Raw genomic sequence first — 25,976 nt, 5'->3', positions numbered from 1 at the left:
AGATCCGCCGCGCGAGCCCCTTGTCGCGCGGCACGACGGGTGCGACGGTCGACGGAGACAGGAAGGCCGGACCGTGGGGCGTGAGGACTTCCAGCGTCGGCTCGCCGAGGCCGTGCGAGAGCTGCACGACCAGGTGGACCCGCCGCACACGCTGCAGCGGATGGTCGAGATCACTCCTGAGTTCTTCGACTCCTGCGACTTCGTCGGGGTCTCGCTCATCGAGCCCGACCGGATCCGGACGCCCGCCGCCACCAACGAGCTGCTGCGTCAGCTCGACGACTCGCAGTTCGAGCTGGAGCAGGGGCCGTGCTACGAGGCGATCCGCAACGACCCCGTGGTCATCATCGGAGACCTCGCCACCGACAGCCGGTGGCCGATCTGGGGACGTGCGATGGTGCTGGAGCTCGGGGTGCGTGCGAGCCTGAGCTTCCGGCTCTTCACCCGGCACGACCGCTCCTGGGGCGCCCTCAACCTCTACTCCCGCACGCCTCACGCGTTCTCCGAGGTCGACGTGCAGCACGGACAGGTGGTCGCCGCGATGTGTGCGGTCGCGCTGGCCAAGGCGATCAACGACCACCAGCTCGCCACGGCCCTCGAGTCCCGGACGGTCATCGGACAGGCCATGGGCATGCTGATGGAACGCTACGGCCTCGACGAGCACGCGGCCTTCGCCGCGATGCGACGCATCTCCTCGCAGGACAACCGCAAGCTGCGCGATCTCGCGGCCCAGATCGTCTCGGACCGCGACACGCCCATCGCTCCTGCCCCCGACCCCGCGTGAGGGACCGGGTGGCTCACGAACTGCCGTCCCCGGGCGCCGGCGCGGCGAGCTCCGCCTGCGCGCGCGTCGGCGCGGCCTCGGAGACGAGCATCCCGTGCTGGATCGCCCAGAGCACCGCCTGCGACCGCGAGCCGACGCCGATCTTGATGTAGGCGCCCCGGATGTAGGACTTCACCGAGTTGATGCTCAGGTGGCAGTGCAGGGCGATCTGGGCGTTGGACCGACCTGCGGCGATCAGCGCGAGGACCTCGGCCTCCCGGTGGGTCAGGTGCCACTCGCGCGCGACGGGCTGCTCCACCTCTCGCTGGCCCGACCAGGCGTCGACCACTGTGCGACCGCCCGCGATGTGCACCAGGTCCTGGAGCAGCCGGCGGGCCGGCAGCCACTTGCTCACGAATCCCACCGCACCTCGCGCCATCTCGGTCGACACCGCCTGCGCACTGCAGTCCCAGCCGAAGGCGACCATCCGGGGCGCGACCCGCGTCGGCGTCCCTCCCCCCGTCCCTGCCCTCCGGCGGGCTGCCGGCTCGTAGAGGACCAGGTCGGCCGGCGCGCCCGAACCACCCGCGTCGAAGGACACGACCGAGACCCGGGCGGCGTACGGCTCCAGCATCGTGCGGAGCCCGTGCACGACGAGCTCGCTGTCGTCGAGCAGCGCCAGCCTCAGCTGGCGCGCCACCCCGGTCGTCTCGCTGTCCATCGCCTCCCGTACCCCGCCCGGGGCCGATGCATGCTCGCGACGGACACCGGTCAGGCGAAGAGCGCCTGCGCCACCACGGCGACCTGGGTCTCGGCCACGCCGGCACGCTCGGCGGCGTTGCGGACCAGGATCAGCGCCTCGTCGGTCGTCACCCCGACATGGGCGGCGACCAGACCCACCGCCACGTCGACGAGGCGCTGCTCGCGCAGCCGCTCGGGGGCCTCCTCGGCGCGCCTGAGGGTCTCGAAGCCGAGGTCGGCGTTGGTCACCGCGCCCGCCTGCCAGGCGCCGAGCGCCTCCACCAGGCCGTCGATCCGGTCGTGGAAGGCGTGCGCCGTGGAGGCGTAGAGGTCGATGGTGAGCACCGCCCGGCCGTGCTCCACCACGGGGAGGGACACGGTGCTGGCGATGCCGGCGAAGGCCCGTTCACGAGCCATGTCGGCCCACCCCAGCTCGTCGAGGGCGTGCACCTCGCTCGATGCCTCGACCTCGGTCACCGTGGGCACGGGCGCTCGCGACGCCGCCTCGCTGTCGACGAGCGTGAACGTCAGGTCCTCGTCGAGGAGGGTGACGCTGAGCGCGACGCACTCGGGGACGGTGCGCACGGCCCAGCCCTCGATCACCCTCAGCAGCGCCTCCACGTCGTCCAGCGACGGGGTGACGTACTCGTCCAGGGCCTCTCTGCTCTGGGGCAACAGCTCCACGGCATCCCCTTTGCATCGGTGTGGCCTGATCGTTCGATGGTCCCTCCGCGGCTCCTGCGACACCACACCCGCCCGGGCGGGCGGAGACTGCACCCGGCCACCACCACCCGTGGGGGTGCTGGCCGATCCGGTGGCGCGGAGTACGAATGACGGGACGACCCAGACCAGCCCAGGAGCCAGCATGACCACGTCCGACCAGCAGCAGAGCCCTCACGACGATCCCCAGACCCACCTCGACACCGACCCCGCCAATAACCCCGACTTGCAGGACGATCCCGCCCACGAGACGGACGACGAGGGGTGGGGCTCCGAGGGCGGCGCGACCCCGGACGGCCCTGCCACGGACTCGTGAGCGCCCGGCTCGTCAGTAGGTGACCTCGGCCCCTCGCCGCGCGCCCCGGGTCAGCAGGCGTGCGGCGAGGAAGCCGCCGATCGCGCCGAAGAGGTGCCCCTGCCACGAGACACCCGGCTGGCCGGGCAGGACCCCGAGCAGCACCGTGCTGTAGAGCAGGAAGACCGCGACGCCGATGAGGATCTCGGTCGTGTGGCGGTTGAGGAATCCGCGCACCACCAGGTAGACGATCCAGCCGAAGACCAGCACCGAGGCACCGGCGTGGTTGCTGAGGGACGGCGCGAACAGCCACACGCCGACGCCGCCGACGAACCAGATGATCGCCGTTGCGAGCAGGCCGCGGGCGATGCCGGTGGCGAGGGTCAGGAAGCCGAGCACCAGGACCGGGACGGTGTTGCTGACGAGGTGGTCGAAGCCGAAGTGCAGCACCGGCGCGAAGACGATGCCGAGCAGGCCCTCCTCCGAGCGGGGCTGCACGCCGTAGCCGTCCAGCGCGTTGCCGGTCGCGAGGTCGACGACCTCGAGCACCCAGAGCAGCGCCACGAAGCCGCCGGTGAGCAGGGCGGCGCTCTTCCAGTCGGGCTCGCGGGTCGCGGTCTGCATGCCTGTCATGGTGACAGCCGGGGTGAAAGCCCGGACGTGGGCTCAGGTGCGGTCGGCGATCTCGGCGGGGAAGCCACCGGTCGACACGGTGCCCCACCGGGTGGGGGTGACCCGCAGCAGCGACTTGCCCTGGTCGAGCATCGCCTGCCGGTACTCCGCCCAGTCGGAGTGCTCGCCGGCGATGCTGCGGAAGTACTCCACGAACGCGTCCAGCGCGGCCTCGCCCTCGCTGGCGTCGAGCACCTCGGCCTCGCCGTCGACCTGCACCCACGCGTCGTCCCACTCGTCGGAGAGCACGACGACCGAGACCTCCGGGCGCCGCCGGGCGTTCCTCGTCTTCGCACGCTGGGGATAGGTCGCGATGACGATCCGCCCGGCGTCGTCGACCCCGCCGGACACCGGCGAGGCCTGCGGGGCGCCGTCGGCCCGCTTCGTCAGCAGCACCATCCGGTGCCGGGGCCGGACGAAGTCCAGGAGCTCGTCGAGCTCGACCGAGGTGTTCGTCGCGATGCGAGGTGCCATGCCCTGCAGGCTAGTCCGCACAGGTCCCTCCGGATATCTGAGGACGGCGCGTACGTCATCCAGGGCCTTGGCCGTACGTGGCGTCCTCAGATATCGGGGGCGGGTCAGCGGAGGGCGCTCCCGTCGGCGAGCATGTCGGGGCAGGTGCCGCCGGGCTCGGTGAGCAGCTCGAAGTGCCAGATCTCGTTGGCGAAGGTCTGGCACAGCCCGTACGCCGACCCGTGCTGGCCGACCCAGATGGCCCCGTCGGTGGGGCCGATGTCGATGGCGTCGCCGGTGACGTGGGCCGAGGTGTCGGGCGTCGCGACCCAGCGGTTCGCCTCCTCGGCACTGCCGTACTTCACCAGCGCGTCCTCGAAGAGCCGCTCCTGGTGGGCGCGGCTGCGCCAGCCGCTGGTGATGTGGAGGCGTACGCCGTCGCGCGCGGCGTCGGCGCGCGCGGACTCGAACGCCGCCCGCAGGTCGGGGTCGATCCGGTCGAGCTCCGGCTTGCCCGTCGGCCGGGAGAGATCCGGCGTCTCGCTGCTCGACAGCAGGGAGCCGACCGGGACGTCTGCGGCGCGGCAGCCGAGGGCGAGCAGGCCGAGCGCGAGGACGATGGCGGCGAGCGGACGGAGGGACGGGACGCGGTTCGTGGTCACACCGAGACGGTGTCAACGCAGGCGGGGTCGACACCTCCACCTGCGGTGCCGACCGGCCGTCCCCGAGGACAGCTGTCGTCCGCCTCCAGGACCGGGCGCGCACCGCACCGGCGGTCGACGTACCGCTACTTCGCGGCCGCGTCGGCCAGCAGGGGGGTGACGTTGTCGATGGCGTACTCGATGCCGAGGGTCGTGGCGATCGAGAAGGCGTTGCTCAGGTCGAGGTCGTCGATGAGGACCGCGCGGCCGTCCTCGACGGCGGGCAGGGCGTTGTAGAGCCTCTGCTTCGAGATCTCGGAGGCCTCGACGAAGATCGGGAAGCTCACCATCACGTCGGCGTCGAGGAGGTCGAGCTCCTCGTTGGAGACCGGCACGTAGAACGAGTCCGACTCGATCGCCGCGACGTCCTCGGATTGGGTGAGGCCGAGGTTCTCCATGAACTGCACGCGGGCGTCGCCCTCGGTGTAGACGCCCCAGCCGTCGCTGGAGTACGCCGACACGGTGGAGGAGAGGCCGTCGAGCTCGGGGTGCTCCTCGCGTGCGGTCGCGAACGCGTCGTCGACACCGTCGAGCAGCTCCTGGCCGAGCTCCTCCTTGCCGAGCGCCGCGGCGATCATCGTGACCTGCTGCTCGGTCGTGGTGAGGTAGGAGTCACCGCCCTCGGGGACGCCGATGACCGGTGCGATCTTGCTGAGCGCGTCGTAGCGGTCCTGGTCACCCGACGAGCGGACGTCGAGGATCAGGTCGGGCTCGAGGGCGCCGACCGCCTGGGTGTCGAGCTCGAGGGTGCCGAAGAGCTCCGGCGACTCGTCGTAGAGCCCCTGGGCCCACGGGCCGACGCCGTCGTCGTCCTCGCCGAAGCCGAGCCAGTCGGAGGCACCGATCGGCTGGACACCGAGGGCGAGCGCGGTCTCGGCGTCGCCCCACCCGAGGGCCACGACCTTCTGCGGGTCGCCCGGGACCTCGATCTCACCGAACTTGGTGTCGACGGTGCGCGGGCCCTCCGACGTCGACTCGCCGTCGGCCGCATCGGCGCCCGCGTCCTCGGCGGAGTTGGTGCACGCGGCCAGGCTCAGGGCGAGCGCGGCGGCGGCGAGGGCGGCCGCGGGGCGGCGCAGGGTGGTGATCATGGTCGGGGTGCCTCTCGGGAGCTCGGCAGGTCAGCCTGGGGCCCGTCTGGTCGATCGGGCTTAGGTGAGCCTAACCTTTGCCTATGCCCGTCGCCGAACCGTCCACCCTCGGGGGGGACGGACCGCTCGCCGCCGCCCCCGCCGCGGCGGTCGGCGTGGGTCCCGACGAGACCGAGCGCCCGCTGGGCACGCGGGTGCTGGCGCTCGCCGCCTGCCTCGCGGTCCTGCTCCTCGCGTGCGCGGTCAGCCTGGCCGTGGGCGCGCGGGCGATCCCCCTCGACGTCGTGTGGCGCACCGTCACCGGCTCCGGGGACGGTTCCTTCGACGCGACGGTGATCCTCGACGACCGGGTGCCACGCACGGTGGCGGCGCTCGCCGCCGGACTCGGACTCGGTGTCGCCGGGGCACTGATGCAGGCGGTGACACGCAACCCGCTGGCCGATCCCGGCATCCTCGGCGTCACCTCGGGCTCGGCATTCGCGATCGCGCTGGGGATCGCGCTCGGCGGTGTCGTCTCGCCGTCGACGTACCTCTGGCTGGCCTTCCTCGGCGCGCTGACGGCCACGGTCGTGGTCTACCTGATCGGCGCCGTCCACCGGGGCTCGGTCAGCATCGCCCGGCTCACCCTCGCCGGGGTCGCCCTCGCCGCGCTGCTCAACGGGGTCACCTCCGGCCTGGTCCTGACCAACCCGCGCTCCTTCGACGCGCTGCGCGCCTGGCAGGCCGGCTCGCTCAAGGACCGCGGCTGGGAGGTCGTCGCGCCCGCCGCGCCCTGGATCGTCGCGGGCGCGGTCGTCGCGCTCCTCCTGGGCCGCGCGCTGAACGCCGTCGCCCTCGGCGACGACCTCGCCGCCAGCCTCGGCGCCCGCGTGCTCCGCACCCGCACGATCGCGGTCGTGGCGGTCACCCTGCTCGCCGGCGGGGCGACCGCCATCGCCGGGCCGGTCACGTTCATCGGCCTGATGGTCCCCCACGTCGCCCGCCGGATCTCGGGGCCCGACCAGCGCTGGATCATGGCGTTCACGGTCCTGCTCGGACCGGTCCTGCTGGTCACCGCCGACATCGTCGGTCGACTGCTGCTGCCGGTCGGCGAGATCCCGGCCGGCATCGTCACCGCCTTCATCGGCGCGCCGGTGCTGGTGTTCCTGGTCCGCCGCTACCGGATGGCCGCCCTGTGAGCGCGTCGCTGGACCTGCCCGAGGCGCCTGCGTCGGCCGAGCAGGCACGCGCCGGCGCCGTACGTCGGACGCGCACCCGCGCCGGTGTCGTCTCGCTCTCCCTCGTCGCGGCCGTCGTCGTGCTCGGCCTGGTCGCCCTCGGCACCGGCAGCCTGAGGATGACGCCGCTCGAGGTGGTCGACAGCATCCGCGACCTCGGCGCCGGCTATCCGCGCTACGTCGTGCTGCACGAGCGGCTGCCGCGCATCCTCGCCGCCGCGGTGTTCGGCGCGGCGCTCGGCCTGGCAGGTGCGGTCTTCCAGAGCCTGACCCGCAACCCGCTCGGCTCGCCCGACGTGATCGGCTTCTCGACCGGCTCCTACACCGGCGCCCTGGTCGTGATCACGACCATCGGCACCTCGGCGTCCGCGGTGGCGGGGGGCGCCCTCGTCGGCGGCATCGGCACGGCGCTGCTCGTCTACGCCCTCGCCTGGCAGGGCGGCGTGGCCGGCTTCCGGCTGATCATCGTCGGCATCGCGGTCACCGCACTCCTCGCGTCGGTCAACACCTACCTCCTTTTGCGCGCCAAGCTCGAGGTCGCCGTCGCGGCCGCCACCTGGGGCGCCGGCTCGCTCAACCTGCTCACCTGGGGAGACGTCGTCCCCGCGCTCGTCCTCATCGGCCTGCTCCTGCCCGTCGTCGCCGCGCTGAGCGGCCCACTGCGCCAGCTCGAGCTCGGCGACGACGCGGCCCGCGCGCACGGCGTACGCGTCGAGCCGGTGCGGCTGGCGCTGATCGTCACCGCCGTCGGGCTGACGGCCGCCGTCACCGCGGTCGCCGGACCGATCGCGTTCGTCGCCCTGTCGGCGCCGCAGGTCGCGCACCGGCTGTGCCGCTCGGCCGGCCTGCCGCTGACCGCCTCGGCGCTGACCGGGGCGTTCCTCCTCCTGCTCGCCGACTTCGCCGCGCAACACTGGATGCCGCAGGCCCTGCCCGTCGGCGTGGTCACGGTGGTCGTCGGCGGCGTCTACCTCCTGTGGCTGCTGGCCCACGAAGCCCGAAGGAAGGCCGCATGACCGAGATCTCCCCCACGGGCGAGGCCCGCACCAGCAGGCTCGCTGCGGAGGCGGTGACACTGGCCTACGACCGGCGAGTCGTCTCCACCGACCTCACCGTCGAGATCCCCGACGGCTCCTTCACCGTGATCATCGGCCCCAACGGGTGCGGCAAGTCCACCCTGCTCCGCTCGCTCGTCCGGCTGCTCAAGCCGTCGTCGGGCCAGGTCGTGCTGGACGGCAGGGCCGTCTCCGACTACCGCGCCAAGGAGGCGGCCCGGCTGGTGGGCCTGCTCCCCCAGACCTCGCAGGCGCCGGACGGCATCACGGTCGCCGACCTCGTCGGCCGCGGCCGCTATCCCCACCAGGGCCTGATCCGCCAGTGGTCACCGGCCGACAAGGAGGCCGTCGACCGGGCCATGGCCGCCACCGGCGTCGCCGACCTCGCCTCCCGCCCGGTCGACCAGCTCTCCGGTGGCCAGCGCCAGCGCGTGTGGGTCGCGATGGCCCTCGCGCAGGAGACGCCGCTGCTCCTGCTCGACGAGCCGACGACCTATCTCGACATCGCCCACCAGATCGACCTGCTCGATCTCCTCGCCCAGCTCAACCGGGCCGGCAGCACCCTCGTCGCCGTGCTCCACGACCTCAACCAGGCCACCCGCTACGCCACGCACCTCATCGTGATGAAGGACGGCGCGATCGCCGCCGAGGGCGCGCCGCGCGACGTCTTCACCCCCGAGCTCGTGCACGACGTCTTCGGGCTGCCCTGCGTCGTGATCGAGGACCCCGTCTCCGGCACGCCCCTCGTCGTGCCGACGTCGCTCGGGCACCGGGAGTAGCCCGTCATCTGCTGAGGTCGCGGCACATCGCACCCCCGAGCCACCCCGGCAGGCGATCTGCCGCCACCCTGGCGGCGTACGACGGCGGATCCCGCCTGCGAGATGTCGCAGGCCGCCACCCTCAGAGGACCAGCGAGGCCAGGTCGGCGACCGTCCGGCCCTCGAGGGTCGGCCAGGTGGTGAAGTCGCCCTCGGTCGGGAGGGCGGCGTCGTGGGGGATCGCGAGGCTGGCGGCGCCGGAGGCGACGGCCGAGCGCAGGCCGTTGGGCGAGTCCTCGACCGCGACGCACTGCTCGATGCGTACGCCGAGCAGCTCGGCCGCGCGGAGGTAGGGCTCCGGCGACGGCTTGGTCTGCGTGACGTCGTCTCCGCCGACGATCGCGCCGAAGGTCCCCTCGGGCGCGGCGGCGGCCACCAGTGCTGCCATCTCGTGCGAGGACGTCGTGGCGATCGCGCACAGCACCCCCTCGGCCCGCAGCGCGGCCAGCAGGCCCGGCACACCCGGACACCACGGGACCGTCGTGCGCAACGACTCGAGCACCCGCTGCTCGAGGTCGGCGACGAGCGGGCCGGCCTCCAGGTCGACGCCGGCGGCCTGCATGGCGACGGCGGTCGTCATCATGTCGGAGCCGACGAGCTCGAGGCCCTGCTCGTGCGACCACGTGCCGCCGTGGGCCTCGACCATCACGAACTGCTGCGCGATCCAGATCGGCTCGGAGTCGATGAGGGTGCCGTCCATGTCCCACAGGACGGCCGCAAGGGTGTCGGTCACGGCACGAGTGTGCCAGCCGGCCTCACATCACGATGACGCGCTCGCTGACCCGGTCGAAGGTGCTCGGCTCGAGGCCGGCGAGGTTGACCAGGTCCTCCGCGTGCTCGAACCGGCCGAGCTGCTGGCGGGCGTCGAAGACCTGCGCGGCCTCGGCGGGAGCGAGCCCGAGCCACTGGCCCATCACCTCGGCCGGGGCGCTGTTGACGTCGACCAGCCCGCCGTCGTCGTACTGCCGCGGCAGGTCGGGGCGGCCGATGCGCAGGTCGCGCGCCATCATCGGGTCGCGTCGCGCCAGCTCGCGCGCCTCGTGGCGCTTCTGCCGCCCGGCGTGCACACCGGCCACCGCGGCGGCGTTGGGGTCGAAGGGCGGCGGTCCGGCGGGGACGTAGGCACCCTTGGCCGGCCACGGGACCTTGGGTCCCATCACGAGCGCGTAGACCACGCACGCGATCCACGTCCCGAAGTAGATGAAGCCGCCGAGGTCCGACGTGGCGCTGTCGGACTCGCTGGAGCCGATGGTGGCGAAGCCGACCAGCCAGGCCGCGGAGAGGCCGATCGCCCACGCCCATGTCCTGCGCGTCCTCGCCTTGGCGGCGATGGCGATGGGTGGGACGAACGCCAGCAGGCCGATGGACAGCACCGGCAGGAGCCAGAGCCACTTCGGGGGCCTGCGGGTGGCGACGGGGCCGACGGGCGGGTACGGCTGCATGCGCAGATCGTAGGCGGAGCGCCACGAGGGCGCCCCGGGAAGCGATCTCCCGGGACGCCCCGTCGGGCCTGCTCGCGGGAGGTCAGCCCAGTGCAACCGCCATCTCGTTGGGCTCGTGGTCGAGCTCGACCGAGGCGGTCACCTCTCCGGTGGCCAGGTCGACCGCGTGCACCTGGTTGCTCGCGGGCTCGGCGACGTACGCCGTGCCCTCGTGGACGATCAGCGCCGGGTGCGGGTTCTGCCAGTCGGCCGGCCCCTCCCACGGCTCGACGACCGGGAAGTCCCGCGTGAGCTCGCCGGTGGCGGGGTCGAGGACGTGGATCGCGCCGTCGGTGCCGAGCAGGTAGGCCAGGTCGTCCGGGCCGCGGACGACGCCGCGCCAGGTGTACTCGACGCCCTTCGGCAGGCTGACGGGCTCGAGGGTGGCGGCCTCGGTGTCGATCAGCGCGACCTGGTCGAGGAGGTAGCCCTCGGCGTCGGGGTCGGTCTTGTAGTCGCCGACGACGAGCGGGCTGGTCTCCGAGACGTAGGCGTTGCCCATCCGGCCGTAGTCGTCGGGCGCCTGGAGCTTCTCGAAGGCGCCGTCCTTGAAGAGCAGCGCGCCGTCCTCGCAGCCGAAGACGACGGCCTCGCCGGCGGCCGTGCCCTCGCCGTGGATGCTCGGGCACTGGTCGCTGCTGGCGATCTCGTCGCCGGTGCCCTCGTCGGCCAGCGCGACCGCACCGGAGCGCGACTCCTCGTCGCCCACGGTGGTCACCAGGGTGCCGTCCTCGAGCACGATCGAGACACCGTGGTGCGCCTCGGGCGCGGTCCAGGTCTCGGACTCGGGGAGAGCTCCGTCGGCTGCGAGCAGCGCGTCGGTGTCGAAGATCGTCGTCTCGCCGGTCCCGTCGGCGAACAGGACCGTCTTCCCGCCGTGGCGCACGACGTGCCCGGCCGCCTCGGCGGGGAGGACGACGTCGGTCAGCTCGGGCGTCGCGGTGTCGAGCACCTGGAAGCCGGCGGTCGTGGTGACGAAGACGTGGCGCCCGTCGCCGGCGGCGTTGAGGCGGGTGAACTCCTCGGAGTCGAACTCGTCGACGACCTCGAGCGTGTCGGCGTCGAGGACGGCGACGCCACCCTCGTACGACACCGCGAGCCGGCTGCCCGCCTCGGCGGCCGCCTCGCTCGTGGTGGGTGTGCTGGTGGCCGCGGTGGTCTCCTCCGAGCCCGCCGAGGTGGCCGGGTCGGCCTCCCCGTCGGACCCGCAGGCCGTGAGGGCCAGGGCGAGGACCGCCACGGGGGCGGCGGCCCGCAGGCCCCGGATCTGTCGGTGCTGCATGGTGTTCCTTTCGGTCGAGGCCCTCACTGCGAGAGGCCTGCGGCGATGCGCTCGGTGTTGGCGCGTTGCATGTCCAGGTAGGTCTCGGCGCCACCGCCCGCGGCGGTGAGCGACTCGGTGAAGAGCTCGACGACCTCGACGTCGACGCCGGCCTCGTCGGCCAGCACCTGCACCAGTCGGTCGGGCTGGGAGGACTCGGCGAAGATCGTCGGCACCCCGGCGTCCTCGATCGCCCGAGCGAGGTCCTCGAGGTCCGCGGCGCTCGGCGAGGCGAGCGTGGTGCCGCCCGGGACGACGGCACCCACCACCCGGAAGCCGAACCGGTCGGCGAGGTAGCCGAAGACGTGGTGGTTGGTCACCAGGCTGCGCCGCTCCTCGGCTATCGCGGCGAAGGCGCTCTCCATGTCGGCGTCGAGGTTCTCCAGCTCGGCCCGGTAGGCCGCCGCCTGCTCCGCGACGACGGCACCGTCCAGGCCCTCGACGTCGGTGAGCTCGTCGGTCAGCGCATCGACGACGCCGGCCATCTGCGTCGGGTCGGTCCAGAAGTGCGGGTCCGGCGCACCGCCCTGCTCGGCGGAGTAGTCGAGCACCTCGACGTGGTCGCCCGCGACGAACGTCTCCACCCCGGCCTCGACGGCGCCGTCGAGGTGGCGCTGCAGTCCCTCCTCGAGCCCGAGGCCGTTGGAGACGACCAGGTCGGCGCCGCGCAGGAGGGCGGCCTCCTGGGCTGAGATCTCGAAGGAGTGCGGGTCGGCGTCGGGCTTCATCAGCACGGTCACCTCGGCCTCGTCGCCGACCACGGTGCGGACGACGTCGCCCAGGATGTTGGTGGTCACCACGACCTGCGGGCCGTCGGACGACGTGCTCCCCGAGCACCCGGCCAGGGCGAGGGTCGCGACGAGCAGCGTCGCAGCCGCGCGCCTCATCGGCCGGTCTCCGCGAAGAAGGCCGGCGCCGGCTGCGTCTCGAGGCGCCGGGCGATGCGGGCGCCGTCGGCGTAGTCGATCTCGAGGACGACCCCGTCTGCGGGCGCGTTGACGTAGGCCCGGCCCTGGTCCACCACCAGGCCGACCTGCGCGGCGTCGTCGCGCAGCGAGCCCGCCAGCAGCGGCCCGGTGGCGGCGAGCTGCTCGCCCGACCCGGCGGCGTACACCCGCACCCGGCCGGACCGGTCGAGGGCGACCACGTGGCCGTCGGCGTCGTCCGAGGCGGACACCGCCACGAGCGGCGTCCCGGTCTCGACCAGGTCCCAGCTGCGCTCGCGGGTGTCGAGCAGCCAGAAGCCGGTCCGGCCGGCGAGAGCGGCGACGGTCGGCCGTCCCTTGCGTGCGTCGAACGTCCTCGCGGGCGGTGCGACGAGCCCGTCGGGGTAGGCGATCCGTTCGACGGCCGGCTCCCCGTCGTCGTACGTCCAGAGCAGCGCGCCGTCCGCGCAGCCGACGACGAGCCCGACCACCGTCGTGATGGTGCCGCTGGCGTCGGCGCACTCCTCGCGGAAGCCGTCGACCGGTTCGCCGTCGGCGCCGACGAGCTCGACCTCACCGGCACCCCCGGACCCGTCGGGGACGCTGACGACGGCGCCGTCCGCGAACGGCGCGACGAGCCCTGCGTGAGGCTCGGCCTCCAACCGGAAGGTCTCCTCGACCGCGCCACGGGCCAGGGCCGCGTTGTCAAGCAGCACGGCCTCACCGGTCTCCTCGAAGAAGACGCCGGTGCCACCCGCCGTCGAGAGCGGACCGGTCGCAATGGTGGCCGGACCGGTGCCGGCCACCGTGCCGAGGGCGCGCGGCTCGGCGCGGTAGTAGTGGAAGTGGTCACCGTGGTCCCAGGTCCATGCGCCGCTGTCGACGACGTCGACGCCACCGGGCACCGTGGCGAGCACGTAGCGCCCGTCGGTCGCGACAGCCGATGGGGCGCCGACCTGGTCGAGGTCGCCCGCCTCCTCGGTGAGCAGGTCGAGCATCCCCACCGCACCGTCGGGTGCGATCGTGACGAGGTGGAGCTGGGGCTCGGCCACCTCCTGCGCCCCGGCCACCTCGCCGTGGTCGTCGCTGTCGAGGGACTCGGTCGACGGACCTGGGGCGGGGTCGGCGGAGCACGCCGTGCCGGTGACGAGGAGGAGGGTGCCCGCGAGGGCGGCTCGGGTGCGGATGGTCATGCCTTCCGGTCGGAGGTGGCGAGGACGGGCGCGCCGTGTGCGGCGCCCGAGGCCGGGACCTGGCGTCGCACACGCGTGAGAAGGGCGGCCGAAGCGGCAGAGAGGGCGGCGAGCATCACCGCGGAGAAGGCGATCGTCGATCCGGCGGCGGTGCCGGCGTGCCACGAGACGAGCAGGCCGAGGAGGACTGCCCCCACGCCGAGCAGCGCGGCGAGCGCCATCGTCGTGGGGATCCGGCGGGTCCACTGCCCGGCCGCGACCGCCGGGGCGAGCAGCAGGCCGATCACCAGCAGCGACCCGACGGCCTGGTAGGACGCGACCACCGCGAGGGTGACGAGGCCGACGAGCACCCCCTGGGCGAGCGCGGGACGCAGACCGAGGACGTGCGCGACCCGGGGATCGAAGGCCGAGGCGACGAAGGCCCGGTGGAAGGCGGCGGCCAGCACCAGCGTCACCGCAAGGGCGATCGCCAGCATGGTGATGTCGCCGGCCCGCAGGGCGAGCACGTCACCGAAGAGCATCACGGTCGCGTCGGTCGCGAAGCTGCCCGAGTGCGACACGATGATCACGCCCAGCGAGAGCATGGCGACGAAGAGCAGCCCGATCGCGGTGTCGTAGGACAACCGACCGCGGCGGTGCAGCGTGCCGATCGTGGCACTCATGACGACCGCGCTGGCCGCCCCGCCCAGCACCACGGGCAGGCCGAGCAGGGTCGCGAGCGCGACGCCCGGCAGCATCCCGTGGCCGATCGCCTCTCCGAGGAAGGCCATCCCGCGGATGACGACCCACGTGCCGACGACGCCGCAGACGACGGCCACGAGTGACCCGCCGATCAGGGCGCGCTGCATGAAGTCGTGGGCGAACGGGTCGAGGAGCATCACGGACCGGGACACTAAATGAAGATGAGAACGATTACCAATTGCGTATGATCACGGCATGTCCCCCACCTCGACACCCCTGGCCGCGCGCGGCCTCTGCTTCGCCCACGACCGCGAGGACGTCCTGCACGACGTGTCCGTGGCGCTGACCGCAGGCTCGGTGACCGTCGTCGCGGGCCCCAACGGCGCCGGGAAGTCGACGCTCGTCGAGCTGCTGGCCGGCGTACGACGACCGCGCGCCGGAACCGTCGAGCGGCGTGGCAGCACCGCGCTGGTCGTGCAGCGACCGGCGGTCCCGGACACCCTTCCGGTCACGGTCTCCGACGTGGTCGCGATGGGCACGTGGGGCCGCCGTCGACCGCGCGCCGAGGTGCGGCTCGCCGTGGCCGAGGCCGTCCAGCGGGTCGGACTGACCGGCCTCGAGCACCGGGCGCTGGCCGCCCTGTCCGGCGGGCAGCGACAGCGCGCACTCCTGGCCCAGGGCATCGTGCAGCGCGCCGACGTGCTGCTGCTCGACGAGCCGGCCGCCGGCCTCGACGCCGACAGCCGGGCGACGGCTCGCCGCATCCTGGCCGCCGAGGCGACCGAGCGCGGGGTCGCCGTCGTCTGCGTCACCCACGACGAGGAGGACATCGCGGCCGCCGACCACGTGGTCCGGCTGGTCGGCGGGCGCCGGGTCCGCTGAGGCGAGGCAGCCGCGGGCCTGCCATGCTGGTCCGCCACGAGCCCCACCCGACAGGAGACGCATGGGCGCGCACCACCACCGCCGTGCGGATCCGAGCGGGTCCCGGCTGCACCGCACGGCCGCCCTCGCGGTCGTCGCACCCCTCGCCCTGCTGACGCTGGTGGCGCTGGTCTGGCTCTGGCCCTCGTCGACCACCCTCGGCGCCACGGACGCGGGTGCCCCGGAGGTCCCGGGCCGTGTCACCGCCGCGGTGGTCGAGACCTGCCCGGACGGCGCGCCTGAGGAGGTCCAGCGGTGCGGCCGGGTGCGGGTGGTGCTGGAGACCGGCGAGGAGGTCACCGCACCCCTGCCCGGCGGGCTCGGCGAACCGGACGTCGAGGTCGGCCAGGACGTCCTGCTGCTGCGCAGCGAGTCGCCCGACGGCGTGACCTGGTCGGTCGTCGACCACCAGCGCGGCACCGGCCTGTGGCTCCTCGCCGCCGCCTTCGTGCTGGCGCTCGTCGCCTTCGGCCGCTGGCGCGGGGTGAGCGCGCTGGTGGGCCTCGGCGCGACCTTCGCGATCCTGACGCTCTTCGTCATTCCCGCCATCCTCGGCGGCGAGAACCCCTTGCTGGTGGCCGTCGTCGGGTCGTCAGCGGTCGTGCTGGTGGTGCTCTACCTGACCCACGGGCTCAGCCTCTCCACCACCGTGGCGGTGCTCGGCACGCTCGCGAGCCTGGCCCTGACCGGACTGCTGGCCGCGGTCGCGGTGGCGGGCCTGCACCTGACGGGGGTGACCGACGACCTGTCGGCCTCGGTCGGCCTCACCCAGGGCATCGACATGCGCGGGCTGCTGCTGGCCGGGATCGTGATCGGCTCGCTGGGCGTGCTGGACGACGTCACGGTGACCCAGGCGGCCACCGTCGACGAGCTCGCCCGCGCCAACCCGGCCTACGGCTTCCGCCAGCTCCACCGCGCCGGCAGCCGCGTCGGGCGGGCGCACGTCGCCTCGGTCGTCAACACCATCGTGCTGGCCTACGCCGGCTCGTCGCTGCCGTTGCTCGTGCTGATGGTGGCCGACAACGGCTCGCTCGCCGCGGTGGTGCCGAGCCAGGTCGTCGCGCAGGAGGTCGTGCGGAGCGCCGTGGCGACCATCGGGCTCATCGCGGCCGTGCCGATGACGACCGCCCTGGCCGCGTGGGCCTTCCGGCCTCGATCCCCGCTGACCGACTCGGTGGGCTAGAGCGCTCAGCGCTTCTTCCGCGAGCACGCCGCGCAGAGCCCGAACAGCTCGACGACGTGCGTGACGTCGGTGAAGCCGTGGTCGTCGGCGGCCTTGGTGGCCCAGCGCTCGACGGCGGGCCCGTCGACCTCGACGGTCACCCCGCAGCTGCGGCAGACCAGGTGGTGGTGGTGCTTCGGCCCGCACTGGCGGTAGAGGACCTCACCCTCGTCGGAGCGCAGCACGTCGAGCTCGCCGGCCTCGGTCATCGTCTGCAGCGTGCGGTAGACCGTGGCCAGGCCGACCCGGTCGCCGCTCGTGCGCAGGTCGTCGTACATCTGCTGCGCACTCACGAACGCGTCCTGCTCGGCCAGCCGGTCACGCAGCAGCCGCCGCTGGCGGGTGTCCCGACGGCCACCGCCAGTGGTGCCCGGACCGGGGATCTGCGCTGACATGCGGTGCATGCTACCGGCGGGCCGTGCGGGCCGGCCGGCGCACGAACAGCGAGACGCCCACCGCGAGCGCGGAGATCACGGCGCCGTACATCAGCGCGGCGTGCACGCCGTCGGCGGTGGCCGCCACCAGCGTCGCGCCCTCGTCGGTGCGGGACACCACCACCCGCGTCATCACCGTCACGAAGAGCGCCGTCCCGGCGGCACCGGCGAGCTGCTGGAGGGTCGAGACGATCGCGCTGCCGTGGGAGTAGAGGTGCGGCGGGAGCGAGCCGAGCGCCGAGGTCAGGAGCGGCGTGAACATGAAGGCCAGCCCGACGCACATCACGACGTGCAGCCCGATCACCGTCGAACGGTCGGACCCGGCACCGAGGGTCGTCATCCCCCACAGGGCGAGGCTGAGCGCGGCAGCACCGGGCGCGACCAGGGGCCGCGGCCCGACCTTGTCGAACAGGCGGCCCACCAGCGGCGCCAGCAGGCCCATGGTCATCCCGCCCGGCAGCAGCATCAGGCCGGTATCGAGCACCGAGAGCTCGAGCACGCCCTGGAGGTAGAGCGGCAGCAGGATCAGGGTGCCGAACAACGCCATCATGCTGACCGCCACCAGCGCCACGGCGATCGAGAAGGTGCGCACGGCGAAGGCCCGCAGGTCGAGCAGCGCCGCGTCGCCGAGCCGGAGCTGGCGCGCCACGAAGACGACGAGCGCCAGTGCGCCGACGACCAGGGGCGCCCAGACCGGGACCGGCGTGTGGCCGCTCGCGCTCTCGCCGATGCTGCTCAGGCCGTAGATCAGGCCACCGAAGGCCAGCGCCGACAGCACCACCGACACCACGTCGATCGGCACCCGCCGCGGCTCGGTCACGTTGCGCACCCAGCGCGAGCCCGCGGCCAGGGCCAGCAGCGCGAAGGGCAGCACGATCCAGAACATCCATCGCCACGAGAGCGAGTCGAGCACCAGGCCCGAGACCGTCGGCCCGATCGCGGGCGCGACGGAGATGACGATGGAGATCGTGCCCATCATCCGGCCGCGGCGCTCCTCCTCGACGACGTTGAGAACCGTCGTGATCAGCAGCGGCATCATCAGCGCGGTGCCGACGGCCTGGACCACGCGCCCGGTGACCAGCAGCGGGAACACCGGGGCCGTCGCGGCGATCAGCGTGCCCACGCTGAACGACGACATCGCGGCGATGAACACCGCCCGCAGCGGGACCCGCACCAGGAGCCAGCCGGTCACCGGGATGACGACGGCCATGGTCAGCATGAACGCGGTCGTCAGCCACTGGGCGGTGGTCGCCGGGACGTCGAACTCGCGCATCAGGTCGGGCAGCGCGACGCTCATGATCGTCTCATTGAGGATCACCACGAACGCGGACGCGACCAGCAGGCCGATGAGTCGCCCGTGCCCGCCTGCTCGGGCGGCCTCGACCTCGGCGGCGGTCGGGGTGTCGGTCGTGGTCACGGCGGATCAGTCCTCGTGCTCGGTGGTCGTCGCGGGAATTGTGTCAGTGACTGCCAACAAGGCGGAAACCGCCGACATTCCCTATCCTGGGCGGGTGAGCCAGCCCGCCCTCCGCGAACGCCGCCGCCAGCAGACCGAGCGCGAGATCTGCGACGCCGCTCTCGACCTCTTCGAGCGTCGGGGAGTCGACCAGACGACCGTCGACGACATCGCCGCCGCGGCCGGCGTCTCCGCGCGGACCTTCTTCCGCTACTTCGCGACCAAGGAGGCGGCGGCGCTCGTGTCGCACGTCGACCTCGACGACCGGGTGGAGCAGATGCTCGACGACCTCGCTCCCGGCCGCCCGCTGCTCGCCCAGCTCGAGGACATGTGGGGCGAGATCCTCACCGCCCTCGACGACGGACGGAGCGACGCCGGTCGCCTGGTCCTGCGCGTGCGGCGCCTGATGCTCGCCGAACCGGCGCTGCGCCAGGCGGCCGTCAGCATCGACGCCCAGCGGCTCGACGCGTTCGTGGCGCGTGCCACCGCGGCCCTCGACCTCGACGACGACCTCGGGACCCGGGTCACCGTCCAGGCGGCCGGCGTCGCCGTCCGGGTCGCGATGGACCGGTGGGCCGAGGCCCGCGACAGCGGCGACCGGATCGACCTGCTGGCGACGTACGCCGCCGCGTGCCGGCACCTCCACACGATGACCGCGCCCGGGCACCCCTGAGGGCGAACCGTCGTCCGGCCCGACGTGCCTACTGTCGAAGCATGACCACCGTGAGCCGCACCTTCGACGTCCACCCCGAGCCCGCCGTGGTGGTGGACTACCTCAAGGACTTCAGCAACGCCGAGGAGTGGGACCCCGGCACCGAGTCGTGCACGCGCAACGACTCCGGGCCCGTCCAGGTCGGGTCCACCTGGCACAACACCTCCAAGATCGCGGGCGTCAGCACCGAGCTCACCTACACGCTCGAGCAGCTGACCGCGGACACGATCGTGCTGGTAGGTCGCAACGACACCGCCACCTCCACCGACACCATCACTGTCGTGCCGAACCCCGACGGCTCCGGCAGCCGGGTGACCTACGAGGCCGTCATCGAGCTGAAGGGCGCGGCCAAGATCGCCGACCCGATCATGAAGATCGTCTTCGAGAAGATCGGCGGAGACACCGAGGACGACATGACGAACGTCCTCAACCGGCTGGCGTAGGGAGTCGCTCGGGCACGGTCCCCGGCCTCAGGACGGCGCGTCCAGCAGCGAGGTCGCGTTGTCCAGGGAGCGCTCGAGGTGGGCCCGCAGCAGCCGGGCTGCCGCGTCCGCGTCCCCGCCCACCAGGGCGGCGAGGATCTCGCGGTGCTCGGCGAGTGCCGCCCGGGCCCGTGCCGGCTGACTGGCCGATCGCGACCGCGCCAGGCTGATCCGGGCCGACACCGACTCCGCGGCCTCGATCAGCGCCGGGTTGGCGGCCAGACGCAGCAGGGTGCCGTGGAAGTCCTGGTCAGTGGGGTACGCCGCCGAGTCCTGCTCGTCGAGCAGTGTTGCGGCGTCGTCGAGCGCGGTGGCCAGCTCCTCCACGCCCGAGCGGTCCTCGAGCTCGGCGATGAGCCGAGCGGCGTGCGTCTCCAGAGCGATGCGCAGCTGGTAGAGGTCGGCGAGCTGGCCCGAGGTGAAGGCCGGCACGAACGCCCCGCGGTGCGGCACGAGGTGGAGCAGCCCCTCGCTCGTCAGCCGGCGCACCGCCTCGCGCAGGGGCCCGCGGCTGATGCCCAGCGCCTGCGAGAGGTGCACCTCGTTGAGCCGTTCGCCGGGCGAGAGCGAGCCGTCGAGGATCATCGTGCGCAGCACCGCCACGCTCCGGTCCGCGTAGGTGGCGTCGCCGTCGAGCGGTGCCGGCATCGATGCGCCTGCCACATGTGCCTCCTGCTCGCCCGCCGTCTGCGGCGAAACTACCGGATCGCCTCAGGCACGCGAGGAAGCAGCCCGGCGGCCGGCGTGGTCCCCCGCGAGCCGCCCGAGCCCGAGCGCGGTGAGCAGGCCGTTGCCCGAGGAGTAGCCCGCTCCACCGGACCGCCCGGAGATGCCGGCCGCGACACCACCACCGGCGTACAGCCCCTCGACGACCGAGCCGTCGGCGCGGAGCACCCGCCCGTCGGCGTCGACGCGCACGCCACCCTGGGTGTGGAACAGGGCCGGCTGCGAGCGGACCGCGCACAGCGGCGTGGCGAGCGCGCCGTAGCCCCAGTCGGTGCGACCCAGCTCGTCGTCGGACTCGCCACGAGCGGCGGCACCGGCGGCGTCGAGGGTGGCCCGCAGCGTGGCTGCGTCACAGCCGATCGCCTCGGCCAGGCCCTCTGCGGTCTCCGCCTCCCTGACCCCGGACATCTCGACGAGCTCGGCGAACTCCGGCTCCTTCGCGGCCACCCGTTCGCGGATCGCTGCGTCCATCACGACCCACGAGGTGGTGGTGCTCGCGGACACGACGGCGGCGAAGCCGGAGTAGCCGACCGACTCGTCGCCCATCCGGCGCCCGTCGGGGTCGACCAGGACCGCGCCCTGCTCGACCGTGGTCCACGAGGTGATCGAGCCGTGCGGGTCGGCGACGGCGGCGTAGCCCTGGAAGGCCTCCATGTTGGCGGTGGCTGCGCCCAGGTCCATCGCCCACGTCATCGCCTCGCCCGTCGAGCCCTCGGCTCCGAGGTAGGGCGCGTCGCCGACGTCGGGCAGGAAGCGGGCGCGCAGCGAGGAGGAGTTGCCAAAGCCGTTGGCGGCGAGGATCACCGCGCCGGCCCGGAGGTCGTAGGAACCGCAGCGCGGGCCGTCGACGTGCACCCCGACGACGGCGCCGTCCTCGACGAGCAGCTCGGTCACCGGGTTGTTGACGAGCACGTCCACACCCGCCCTGTCGGCGGCGGCGAGCAGGTCCTTCATCAGCGACGCGCCGCGCTTGTCGGCGGGCGCGTGGAGCCGCGGCACGCTGTGACCGACGTGCTTGTACTCGGTGATGACCTGCAGACCGATCGCGTGGTCCTCGACCAGCCACTCCACCAGCGACGCGGAGGTGCGCGACAGCAGCGCGGTGAGGTCCTCGGCCTCGTGCGGACCGGACTGGCGCAGGAGGTCAGCCTCCATGCGCGCCGGGTCGTCCTCGATGCCCGCCGCGCGCTGGTAGGTCGTGCCGGCGCCGGGGATGGAGCCGGTCGAGACGTAGGTGTTGCCCCGCGCGGTGTCCATCTTCTCCAGCACGACGACGCTCGCACCGGTGTCGGCCACGGCGAGACCGGCCGCGAGCCCGCACCCGCCGGAGCCGACGACGATGACGTCGACGTCGGTGGCTGCGCTCATCGGGCTCCCGCCTCGGGGATGGTTCTGAGCCGTTCCAGGATCTCTGCGGTGGTCGCGACGTCGGCGTACTTCTGGGCCATGTCGAACAGGTTCGCCTCGTGCACGACGGGGCTGCGGTCGTAGACCGCGTCGGACGGGACGCTCACCTTGAAGTTGTAGGAGAACGCGTCGGCGACGCTCGAGCGCACGCAGCCCGACGTGGTGCACCCGGTGACGACGAGCGTGTCGGCACCGGCCTCGACGAGGTAGCTCGCCAGCGGTGTCCCGAAGAACGCGCTGGGGTGCCGCTTCGGGACCAGCACGTCGCCCTCGACGGGTGCGACCTCCTCGACGAAGTCGTAGCCGCGGGCCGGCACGTCCATGATCCCGGGCACCTTGGCAGCCAGTGCACCGGTGTCGTACGCCTGCTTCGGGGCGACGTGGGGGTAGAGGATCGGCCAGCCCTTGGCACGGAAGAGGCCCACCAGGTCGGCGATGTGGGCCACGGCCGCGTGCCCGACCTCGCCGCAGGAGGTGGTGAACTCCTGGACGGACTCCTCGAAGGGTGCGGGCGTGGTGCCGATCGTGCGGTACTGCACGTCGATGATCAGCAGCGCGGGACGGCTGCCCATGCCGACGGGCCTGCCGAAGCCGGCGAGCTCGTAGCGGCGGCGCGTGGTGTCGTCGACGATGCCGGCGCCGCCCACCTCCCAGGGACGGTCACTGGTCGGGATGCTCATGCGGGGGTCTCGCCCTCCTGCTGGGTGATGGTGTGCAGCGCGGCGGCGCCGCTCTCGGTGCGGCTGAGGTAGCGCCCGGTCGGCGTGTCCGCGACGACGCCGTCGCGCATGGCGAAGCGACCGCCGACGACGGTGTGGACGACGCGCAGGTCGACCTCGGTGCCCTCCCAGGGCGAGTACGCCGCCGCCGAGTGCTGGGTCTCGGCGGTGACGGTGAAGCTGCCGTCGAGGTCCACCACCGCGAGGTCGGCGTCGGACCCGACCCGGATCGTGCCCTTGCGCGGGTAGAGGCCGAACAGCTGGGCCGCGCGGGTGGAGGTCGCCTGGACCATGCGCTCGAGCTCGATGCCGCGCCGCAGCCCCTCGGCCAGCCCGACGGGCAGGACCAGGCCGGTGCCGGGGAAGCCGGCGGAGGCTGCCCAGATGTCCTTCTCCTTGTTGCTCCGGTGTCGCGCGTTGTGGTCGGAGCCGATCGTGTCGACGGCCCCGGAGGCCACGCCCTCCCACAGCGCCTCGACGTCCTCCGCGTGCCGCAGCGGCGGGTTCACCTTGCCGTAGGTGCCGCAGTCGGCGGAGGTGTCGAGGGTGAGGTACTGGGTGCAGGTCTCGACGAAGAGGTTGTCGTAGTCGGTGCGCTGCAGCTGCATGGCCGCGAGCGCCATCTGGCTGGAGGTGTGCACGGCGTAGACCGACGCACCGGTCGCCTTCGCGAAGTAGGCCACCCGCTGCACGGCCTCGGCCTCGACGATCGGCGGGCGGGAGCGGTACCACGCCTCGAGCGGGCCGAGGGTCTCGTCCTTCGGCTGCTCGCGCAGCTTCCAGACCAGCTCGATGTTCTCCGGGTGGGGGCACACCAGGGCACCCGCGTCGGCGGACCGGCCGAGCAGGTCGTACATGTAGGCGTCGTCGTTGCCGGGGAGCCCGAGGTACTTCCCCTCGTCGCCGCGGAAGTTCATGAAGAACTTGAAGCTGGGCACGCCGAGCTCGGAGACGTACGACGGGATGTCGGCGACCTGCTCGCTGGTGCCGAGCACCAGGTGGAAGCCGAAGTCGCAGTGGCTGTTGCCCTCCATCGCGGCGCGCGAGTCGGCCTGCACCTGGTGGTAGTCGTCGGCGCTCATCAGGTAGACGAGCATCGAGGTGATGCCGCCGGCGACGGCCGAGGCCGTCTCGCGCTCACCGTCGTCGGGGTCGCGCGGGACACGGATGTCCTTGCCGAGGTGGACGTGCGGGTCGATCCCGCCGGGAAGGACGGCCAACCCGTCGAGGTCCACGCTCTCGCGCGCGAGCACCTGGGCACCCGGGGCGTGGAGCGCTGCGATCCGGCCGTCGTCGACGGCGACGTCGAGGGCCACCAGGCCCACGCCCTCCTGGAAGACCCGGCCGCCGCGCAGCACGAGGTCGTGGACGGGGGGCTCGGTCACGGTGTCGCTCATCGTTCCTCCTCGCTCGTGGCGTCGGCCTGCTCGTCCCGGTCGGCGTAGCGCGCGTCGAGGACGTCGAACTCCGGCTTGCGGACGAGCGACTGACGATCCTGCCAACTGATCATGAGCTCGCTCGCGCCGCTGGTGTCACCGTGGGCGGCGAGGTGGTCGAGCACCTCGCGCATGCCCTGCACCGCGCCGCGCATCGCGGCGTTGGCGTAGAGCGCCACGGAGAAGCCCAGCTCGGCCAGCTCCTCGCGGGACACGATCGGAGTGAGCCCGCCCTCGACCATGTTGGCCACGTGCGGGCCCTTGACCGAGGTGGTGATCTCGCGCATCTGCTCGATGCTGGTCGGCGCCTCGACGAAGAGCACGTCCGCGCCGGCCTCCCGGTAGGCATTGGCCCGCTCGCAGGCCGCGTCGACGCCCTCGATCGCCAGGGCGTCGGTGCGGGCGATGATCACCAGGTCGTCGTCCTCGCGGGAGTCGACGGCCGCCTTGATCTTGCCGACCATCTCGCCGGTCGTGACGACCTCCTTGCCGGCGAAGTGCCCGCACTTCTTCGGCATGACCTGGTCCTCGAGCTGGATGCCGGCGGCGCCGGCGCGCTCGAGCGCGCGCACCGTGCGGCGCACGTTGAGCGCGCTGCCGAAGCCGGTGTCGGCGTCCACCACGAGCGGGATCTTCACCGCGTCGGCCATCGCGGCGACGTGCGAGGTCAGCTCGGTGACCGACATCAGGCCGAGGTCGGGCATGCCGAGGAACGTGTTGGTCACGCCGGCGCCGGAGACGTAGGCCGCGTGGAAGCCGGCCTCCTCGATGACGCGGGCGGTCAGCGCGTTGGGCGCGCCGGGCAGGAGCAGTGGCAGGTCCTGGCCGGTCAGCAGGGCGCGGAGCCGGGCGGGGGCGTGGAACATCAGGCGGTCACCGTCTTCAGGTTCAGGCCCTTGGTCTCGCGCATCCGCAGGGCGGTCAGCAGGGTGATCACCGCGGTGCCCATGAGGAACCACGCGGGAGACAGCGGCGAGCCGGTGGCGTCCACGAGCCAGGTGCAGACGTAGGGCGCGGTGCCGCCGGCCAGCGCGGCACCGACGTTGAAGCCCAGCGCGATGCCGGTGAAGCGGACCCGCGTCGGGAACATCTCGGCGTACGCCGACAGCGCGACGCCCATGAGGGCGGAGTCGATGAGGCCGAGGACGACGTGGGCGAGGATGGCGCCGGCTGTGCCGGACTCGAGCAGCATGAAGCCGGGCAGCGGCAGCACGATCGCGGCGACGGACGCGCCGAGGAAGACCGGGCGACGACCGATGTGGTCCGAGAGCCGTCCGAAGAACGGCATGCACGCCACGGCGACCGCCAGGCAGAGCGTGGTCGACCAGAAGGCCGTGCGGGTCTCCATCCCCACCGAGCGCTGCAGGTGGATGTTCACGTAGACGTAGACGACGTAGTAGGCCGAGAAGAGCAGGATCGACAGGCCCACGCACGTCAGGGTCGCGCGCCAGTGGTCGCGCAGCAGCTCGACGATCGGGGCGCTCTCCTCCTCGATCTCGTCCTCGGCAGCCGTGAACGCAGGCGTCTCGCCGAGCTTGGCGCGGATGACGAGGCCGACCACGCCGAGCGGGATGGCGATGAGGAACGGGATCCGCCAGCCCCAGTCGTTCATCACGCCGTCGCCGAGGATCGTGAAGAGCAGCGTCACGACGAGCGAGGCGAGCAGGGAGCCGGCGAGCGCGCCCATCTGGACGAAGGCGCAGAGCAGGCCGCGCTTCTCGTTCGGGGCGTACTCCGCGACGAACGACGCCGCACCACCGAGCTCGCCGCCCGCCGCGATGCCCTGCATGCAGCGGGCGAGCACGAGGAGGGCCGCGGCACCGACGCCGATGGAGGCGTAGGTCGGCAGCACGCCGATCAGGCCGCTGGCGATCGCCATGAGCACGACCGTCGCGGCCAGCGCGTTCTTGCGGCCGTGCTTGTCGCCGAAGTGACCGAAGACGATGCCGCCGAGCGGGCGCAGGACGAACGCGAGCCCGAAGGTCGCGAGCGTCAGCAGCAGTGCGGCCGTGTCGTCGCCGGTGACGAAGAACTTCGCGGCGATGATCGTCGCGACGTAGCCGTAGACGCCGAAGTCGAAGTACTCGACGATCGAGCCGACGGCTCCGGCGAGCACGACGCGGGGCTGGACCTCCGCCTCGGGCGCCTCGGCGGCGTGCTGCGGCGGGGCGGGCATGTGGGGCGTGGCGCTCTGCGGGTCCACGGCGTCTCCTCGGGTGAGAGTGGTGCCCGGCCACCACCTGTCCGCGCCATCGGGCGGGGACGACCGGGGGCATGGTGGGCCGGGTCACACGACGGTAGAGCTCACTTCTGACAACTGTCAACAGTTGAGAGTC

29 protein-coding genes are annotated in these 25,976 nt (G+C 72.8%); 9 read left to right on the top strand and 20 right to left on the bottom strand.

The window, feature by feature from the left end; translation table 11 throughout:
* The first annotated feature begins 73 nt into the window (after positions 1 to 73).
* Positions 74 to 781 (top strand): GAF and ANTAR domain-containing protein, encoded by a 708-nt coding sequence (locus IEZ25_RS13845; protein ID WP_191200019.1) that lies wholly within the window; start codon positions 74 to 76, stop codon positions 779 to 781.
* A 13-nt stretch (positions 782 to 794) separates the two neighbouring features.
* On the opposite strand, the gene IEZ25_RS13840 is transcribed toward IEZ25_RS13845, so the two are convergent.
* Complete coding sequence (locus IEZ25_RS13840; RefSeq protein ID WP_191200018.1) at positions 795 to 1,481, bottom strand: helix-turn-helix transcriptional regulator; 687 nt, start codon at positions 1,479 to 1,481, stop codon at positions 795 to 797.
* A gap of 50 nt (positions 1,482 to 1,531) precedes the next feature.
* Positions 1,532 to 2,176, bottom strand: a complete 645-nt coding sequence (locus IEZ25_RS13835) for a hypothetical protein (RefSeq protein ID WP_191200017.1) — start codon at positions 2,174 to 2,176, stop codon at positions 1,532 to 1,534.
* Between the two features lie 190 nt (positions 2,177 to 2,366).
* Between IEZ25_RS13835 and IEZ25_RS13830 the strand changes: the two genes are divergently transcribed.
* Entirely contained in the window at positions 2,367 to 2,537 is a 171-nt protein-coding gene (locus IEZ25_RS13830) for a hypothetical protein (RefSeq protein ID WP_191200016.1), read from the top strand.
* A 12-nt stretch (positions 2,538 to 2,549) separates the two neighbouring features.
* On the opposite strand, the gene IEZ25_RS13825 is transcribed toward IEZ25_RS13830, so the two are convergent.
* From IEZ25_RS13825 to IEZ25_RS13810, 4 genes are all read right to left on the bottom strand, one after another.
* A complete protein-coding gene (locus IEZ25_RS13825; RefSeq protein WP_224748977.1) occupies positions 2,550 to 3,140 on the bottom strand; it encodes a rhomboid family intramembrane serine protease in 591 nt (196 codons plus the stop codon).
* A 42-nt stretch (positions 3,141 to 3,182) separates the two neighbouring features.
* The gene (locus tag IEZ25_RS13820; RefSeq protein WP_191200014.1) at positions 3,183 to 3,662 is read right to left on the bottom strand and encodes a PPOX class F420-dependent oxidoreductase; all 480 of its coding nucleotides are present in this window, start codon (positions 3,660 to 3,662) and stop codon (positions 3,183 to 3,185) included.
* Between the two features lie 104 nt (positions 3,663 to 3,766).
* A complete protein-coding gene (locus tag IEZ25_RS13815; RefSeq protein ID WP_191200013.1) occupies positions 3,767 to 4,303 on the bottom strand; it encodes a M15 family metallopeptidase in 537 nt (178 codons plus the stop codon).
* Positions 4,304 to 4,428: 125 nt separating this feature from the next.
* Positions 4,429 to 5,433, bottom strand: a complete 1,005-nt coding sequence (locus IEZ25_RS13810; protein ID WP_191200012.1) for an iron-siderophore ABC transporter substrate-binding protein — start codon at positions 5,431 to 5,433, stop codon at positions 4,429 to 4,431.
* 83 nt (positions 5,434 to 5,516) lie between these two features.
* Here IEZ25_RS13810 and IEZ25_RS13805 point away from each other — a divergent pair, with 83 nt between their 5' ends.
* The 3 genes from IEZ25_RS13805 to IEZ25_RS13795 are packed head-to-tail and all read left to right on the top strand — an operon-like array spanning position 5,517 to position 8,484.
* The gene (locus IEZ25_RS13805; RefSeq protein ID WP_191200011.1) at positions 5,517 to 6,611 is read left to right on the top strand and encodes an iron chelate uptake ABC transporter family permease subunit; all 1,095 of its coding nucleotides are present in this window, start codon (positions 5,517 to 5,519) and stop codon (positions 6,609 to 6,611) included.
* Complete coding sequence (locus IEZ25_RS13800) at positions 6,608 to 7,666, top strand: FecCD family ABC transporter permease (protein ID WP_191200010.1); 1,059 nt, start codon at positions 6,608 to 6,610, stop codon at positions 7,664 to 7,666. The genes IEZ25_RS13805 and IEZ25_RS13800 overlap by 4 nt, the downstream gene beginning before the upstream one ends.
* Positions 7,663 to 8,484, top strand: a complete 822-nt coding sequence (locus tag IEZ25_RS13795) for an ABC transporter ATP-binding protein (RefSeq protein WP_191200009.1) — start codon at positions 7,663 to 7,665, stop codon at positions 8,482 to 8,484. Before IEZ25_RS13800 ends, IEZ25_RS13795 begins: the two co-directional genes overlap by 4 nt.
* 121 nt (positions 8,485 to 8,605) lie before the next feature.
* Here IEZ25_RS13795 and IEZ25_RS13790 read toward each other — a convergent pair whose 3' ends face one another.
* From IEZ25_RS13790 to aztB, 6 genes are all read right to left on the bottom strand, one after another.
* Positions 8,606 to 9,256: an HAD family hydrolase gene (locus IEZ25_RS13790; RefSeq protein WP_318152229.1), complete on the bottom strand. Its 651-nt coding sequence runs from the start codon at positions 9,254 to 9,256 to the stop codon at positions 8,606 to 8,608.
* A 22-nt stretch (positions 9,257 to 9,278) separates the two neighbouring features.
* Complete coding sequence (locus tag IEZ25_RS13785; protein ID WP_191200008.1) at positions 9,279 to 9,965, bottom strand: ComEA family DNA-binding protein; 687 nt, start codon at positions 9,963 to 9,965, stop codon at positions 9,279 to 9,281.
* 82 nt (positions 9,966 to 10,047) lie between these two features.
* Positions 10,048 to 11,286: a zinc metallochaperone AztD gene (aztD, locus tag IEZ25_RS13780; RefSeq protein WP_191200007.1), complete on the bottom strand. Its 1,239-nt coding sequence runs from the start codon at positions 11,284 to 11,286 to the stop codon at positions 10,048 to 10,050.
* A gap of 23 nt (positions 11,287 to 11,309) precedes the next feature.
* The gene (gene aztC, locus IEZ25_RS13775) at positions 11,310 to 12,212 is read right to left on the bottom strand and encodes a zinc ABC transporter substrate-binding protein AztC (RefSeq protein WP_191200006.1); all 903 of its coding nucleotides are present in this window, start codon (positions 12,210 to 12,212) and stop codon (positions 11,310 to 11,312) included.
* Positions 12,209 to 13,444, bottom strand: a complete 1,236-nt coding sequence (locus IEZ25_RS13770) for an ABC transporter (RefSeq protein WP_191200005.1) — start codon at positions 13,442 to 13,444, stop codon at positions 12,209 to 12,211. Before IEZ25_RS13770 ends, aztC begins: the two co-directional genes overlap by 4 nt.
* On the bottom strand, positions 13,441 to 14,337 hold the full coding sequence (aztB, locus tag IEZ25_RS13765; protein WP_318152228.1) for a zinc ABC transporter permease AztB: 897 nt from the start codon (positions 14,335 to 14,337) through the stop codon (positions 13,441 to 13,443). The genes IEZ25_RS13770 and aztB overlap by 4 nt, the downstream gene beginning before the upstream one ends.
* Positions 14,338 to 14,380: 43 nt before the next feature.
* Between aztB and aztA the strand changes: the two genes are divergently transcribed.
* Complete coding sequence (aztA, locus tag IEZ25_RS13760) at positions 14,381 to 15,007, top strand: zinc ABC transporter ATP-binding protein AztA (RefSeq protein ID WP_191200004.1); 627 nt, start codon at positions 14,381 to 14,383, stop codon at positions 15,005 to 15,007.
* Positions 15,008 to 15,068: 61 nt separating this feature from the next.
* Positions 15,069 to 16,229, top strand: a complete 1,161-nt coding sequence (locus IEZ25_RS13755) for a YibE/F family protein (RefSeq protein WP_191200003.1) — start codon at positions 15,069 to 15,071, stop codon at positions 16,227 to 16,229.
* Positions 16,230 to 16,234: 5 nt separating this feature from the next.
* Here IEZ25_RS13755 and IEZ25_RS13750 read toward each other — a convergent pair whose 3' ends face one another.
* Positions 16,235 to 16,663 (bottom strand): Fur family transcriptional regulator, encoded by a 429-nt coding sequence (locus IEZ25_RS13750; protein WP_191200002.1) that lies wholly within the window; start codon positions 16,661 to 16,663, stop codon positions 16,235 to 16,237.
* Between the two features lie 10 nt (positions 16,664 to 16,673).
* Positions 16,674 to 18,119, bottom strand: coding sequence for a DHA2 family efflux MFS transporter permease subunit (locus IEZ25_RS13745; RefSeq protein WP_191200001.1), 1,446 nt, complete (start codon positions 18,117 to 18,119; stop codon positions 16,674 to 16,676).
* A gap of 94 nt (positions 18,120 to 18,213) precedes the next feature.
* Between IEZ25_RS13745 and IEZ25_RS13740 the strand changes: the two genes are divergently transcribed.
* Together IEZ25_RS13740 and IEZ25_RS13735 are read left to right on the top strand one after the other, a co-directional pair.
* Positions 18,214 to 18,831: a TetR family transcriptional regulator gene (locus tag IEZ25_RS13740; RefSeq protein ID WP_318152227.1), complete on the top strand. Its 618-nt coding sequence runs from the start codon at positions 18,214 to 18,216 to the stop codon at positions 18,829 to 18,831.
* 41 nt (positions 18,832 to 18,872) lie between these two features.
* Positions 18,873 to 19,313 (top strand): SRPBCC family protein, encoded by a 441-nt coding sequence (locus IEZ25_RS13735; protein WP_191199999.1) that lies wholly within the window; start codon positions 18,873 to 18,875, stop codon positions 19,311 to 19,313.
* A gap of 27 nt (positions 19,314 to 19,340) precedes the next feature.
* Here the strand turns inward: IEZ25_RS13735 and IEZ25_RS13730 are convergent, their stop codons facing one another.
* From IEZ25_RS13730 to IEZ25_RS13705, 6 genes are read right to left on the bottom strand one after another with little or no spacing between them, the layout of a single operon-like run.
* Entirely contained in the window at positions 19,341 to 20,015 is a 675-nt protein-coding gene (locus IEZ25_RS13730; RefSeq protein WP_191199998.1) for a GntR family transcriptional regulator, read from the bottom strand.
* Between the two features lie 48 nt (positions 20,016 to 20,063).
* Positions 20,064 to 21,446, bottom strand: a complete 1,383-nt coding sequence (locus IEZ25_RS13725) for an FAD-dependent oxidoreductase (RefSeq protein WP_191199997.1) — start codon at positions 21,444 to 21,446, stop codon at positions 20,064 to 20,066.
* Positions 21,443 to 22,165 (bottom strand): isochorismatase family protein, encoded by a 723-nt coding sequence (locus IEZ25_RS13720; RefSeq protein WP_191199996.1) that lies wholly within the window; start codon positions 22,163 to 22,165, stop codon positions 21,443 to 21,445. Before IEZ25_RS13720 ends, IEZ25_RS13725 begins: the two co-directional genes overlap by 4 nt.
* Positions 22,162 to 23,601 (bottom strand): dihydroorotase, encoded by a 1,440-nt coding sequence (locus tag IEZ25_RS13715; RefSeq protein ID WP_191199995.1) that lies wholly within the window; start codon positions 23,599 to 23,601, stop codon positions 22,162 to 22,164. The genes IEZ25_RS13720 and IEZ25_RS13715 overlap by 4 nt, the downstream gene beginning before the upstream one ends.
* Positions 23,598 to 24,506, bottom strand: coding sequence for an isocitrate lyase/PEP mutase family protein (locus IEZ25_RS13710; protein WP_191199994.1), 909 nt, complete (start codon positions 24,504 to 24,506; stop codon positions 23,598 to 23,600). The genes IEZ25_RS13715 and IEZ25_RS13710 overlap by 4 nt, the downstream gene beginning before the upstream one ends.
* Positions 24,506 to 25,843, bottom strand: coding sequence for an MFS transporter (locus tag IEZ25_RS13705; RefSeq protein ID WP_318152226.1), 1,338 nt, complete (start codon positions 25,841 to 25,843; stop codon positions 24,506 to 24,508). Before IEZ25_RS13705 ends, IEZ25_RS13710 begins: the two co-directional genes overlap by 1 nt.
* Positions 25,844 to 25,976 lie beyond the last annotated feature (133 nt).

It is taken from the genome of Nocardioides hwasunensis, from assembly GCF_014779665.1.
GTDB lineage: Bacteria > Actinomycetota > Actinomycetes > Propionibacteriales > Nocardioidaceae > Nocardioides > Nocardioides hwasunensis.
The sequence above is the reverse complement of the archived record's forward strand: the minus strand, read 5'-3'. Positions and strand labels throughout refer to the sequence as shown.

Coding starts and splice junctions, on each gene's coding strand:
- IEZ25_RS13820 (WP_191200014.1), bottom strand. CDS start 3,662: ATGGCACCTCGCATCGCGACGAACACCTCGGTCGAGCTCGACGAGCTC.
- IEZ25_RS13755 (WP_191200003.1), top strand. CDS start 15,069: ATGGGCGCGCACCACCACCGCCGTGCGGATCCGAGCGGGTCCCGGCTG.
- aztD (WP_191200007.1), bottom strand. CDS start 11,286: ATGCAGCACCGACAGATCCGGGGCCTGCGGGCCGCCGCCCCCGTGGCG.
- IEZ25_RS13750 (WP_191200002.1), bottom strand. CDS start 16,663: ATGTCAGCGCAGATCCCCGGTCCGGGCACCACTGGCGGTGGCCGTCGG.
- IEZ25_RS13770 (WP_191200005.1), bottom strand. CDS start 13,444: ATGACCATCCGCACCCGAGCCGCCCTCGCGGGCACCCTCCTCCTCGTC.
- IEZ25_RS13785 (WP_191200008.1), bottom strand. CDS start 9,965: ATGCAGCCGTACCCGCCCGTCGGCCCCGTCGCCACCCGCAGGCCCCCG.
- IEZ25_RS13825 (WP_224748977.1), bottom strand. CDS start 3,140: ATGCAGACCGCGACCCGCGAGCCCGACTGGAAGAGCGCCGCCCTGCTC.
- IEZ25_RS13810 (WP_191200012.1), bottom strand. CDS start 5,433: ATGATCACCACCCTGCGCCGCCCCGCGGCCGCCCTCGCCGCCGCCGCG.
- IEZ25_RS13725 (WP_191199997.1), bottom strand. CDS start 21,446: ATGAGCGCAGCCACCGACGTCGACGTCATCGTCGTCGGCTCCGGCGGG.
- IEZ25_RS13795 (WP_191200009.1), top strand. CDS start 7,663: ATGACCGAGATCTCCCCCACGGGCGAGGCCCGCACCAGCAGGCTCGCT.
- IEZ25_RS13830 (WP_191200016.1), top strand. CDS start 2,367: ATGACCACGTCCGACCAGCAGCAGAGCCCTCACGACGATCCCCAGACC.
- IEZ25_RS13840 (WP_191200018.1), bottom strand. CDS start 1,481: ATGGACAGCGAGACGACCGGGGTGGCGCGCCAGCTGAGGCTGGCGCTG.
- IEZ25_RS13805 (WP_191200011.1), top strand. CDS start 5,517: ATGCCCGTCGCCGAACCGTCCACCCTCGGGGGGGACGGACCGCTCGCC.
- IEZ25_RS13720 (WP_191199996.1), bottom strand. CDS start 22,165: ATGAGCATCCCGACCAGTGACCGTCCCTGGGAGGTGGGCGGCGCCGGC.
- IEZ25_RS13715 (WP_191199995.1), bottom strand. CDS start 23,601: ATGAGCGACACCGTGACCGAGCCCCCCGTCCACGACCTCGTGCTGCGC.
- IEZ25_RS13735 (WP_191199999.1), top strand. CDS start 18,873: ATGACCACCGTGAGCCGCACCTTCGACGTCCACCCCGAGCCCGCCGTG.
- aztC (WP_191200006.1), bottom strand. CDS start 12,212: ATGAGGCGCGCGGCTGCGACGCTGCTCGTCGCGACCCTCGCCCTGGCC.
- IEZ25_RS13710 (WP_191199994.1), bottom strand. CDS start 24,506: ATGTTCCACGCCCCCGCCCGGCTCCGCGCCCTGCTGACCGGCCAGGAC.
- aztA (WP_191200004.1), top strand. CDS start 14,381: ATGTCCCCCACCTCGACACCCCTGGCCGCGCGCGGCCTCTGCTTCGCC.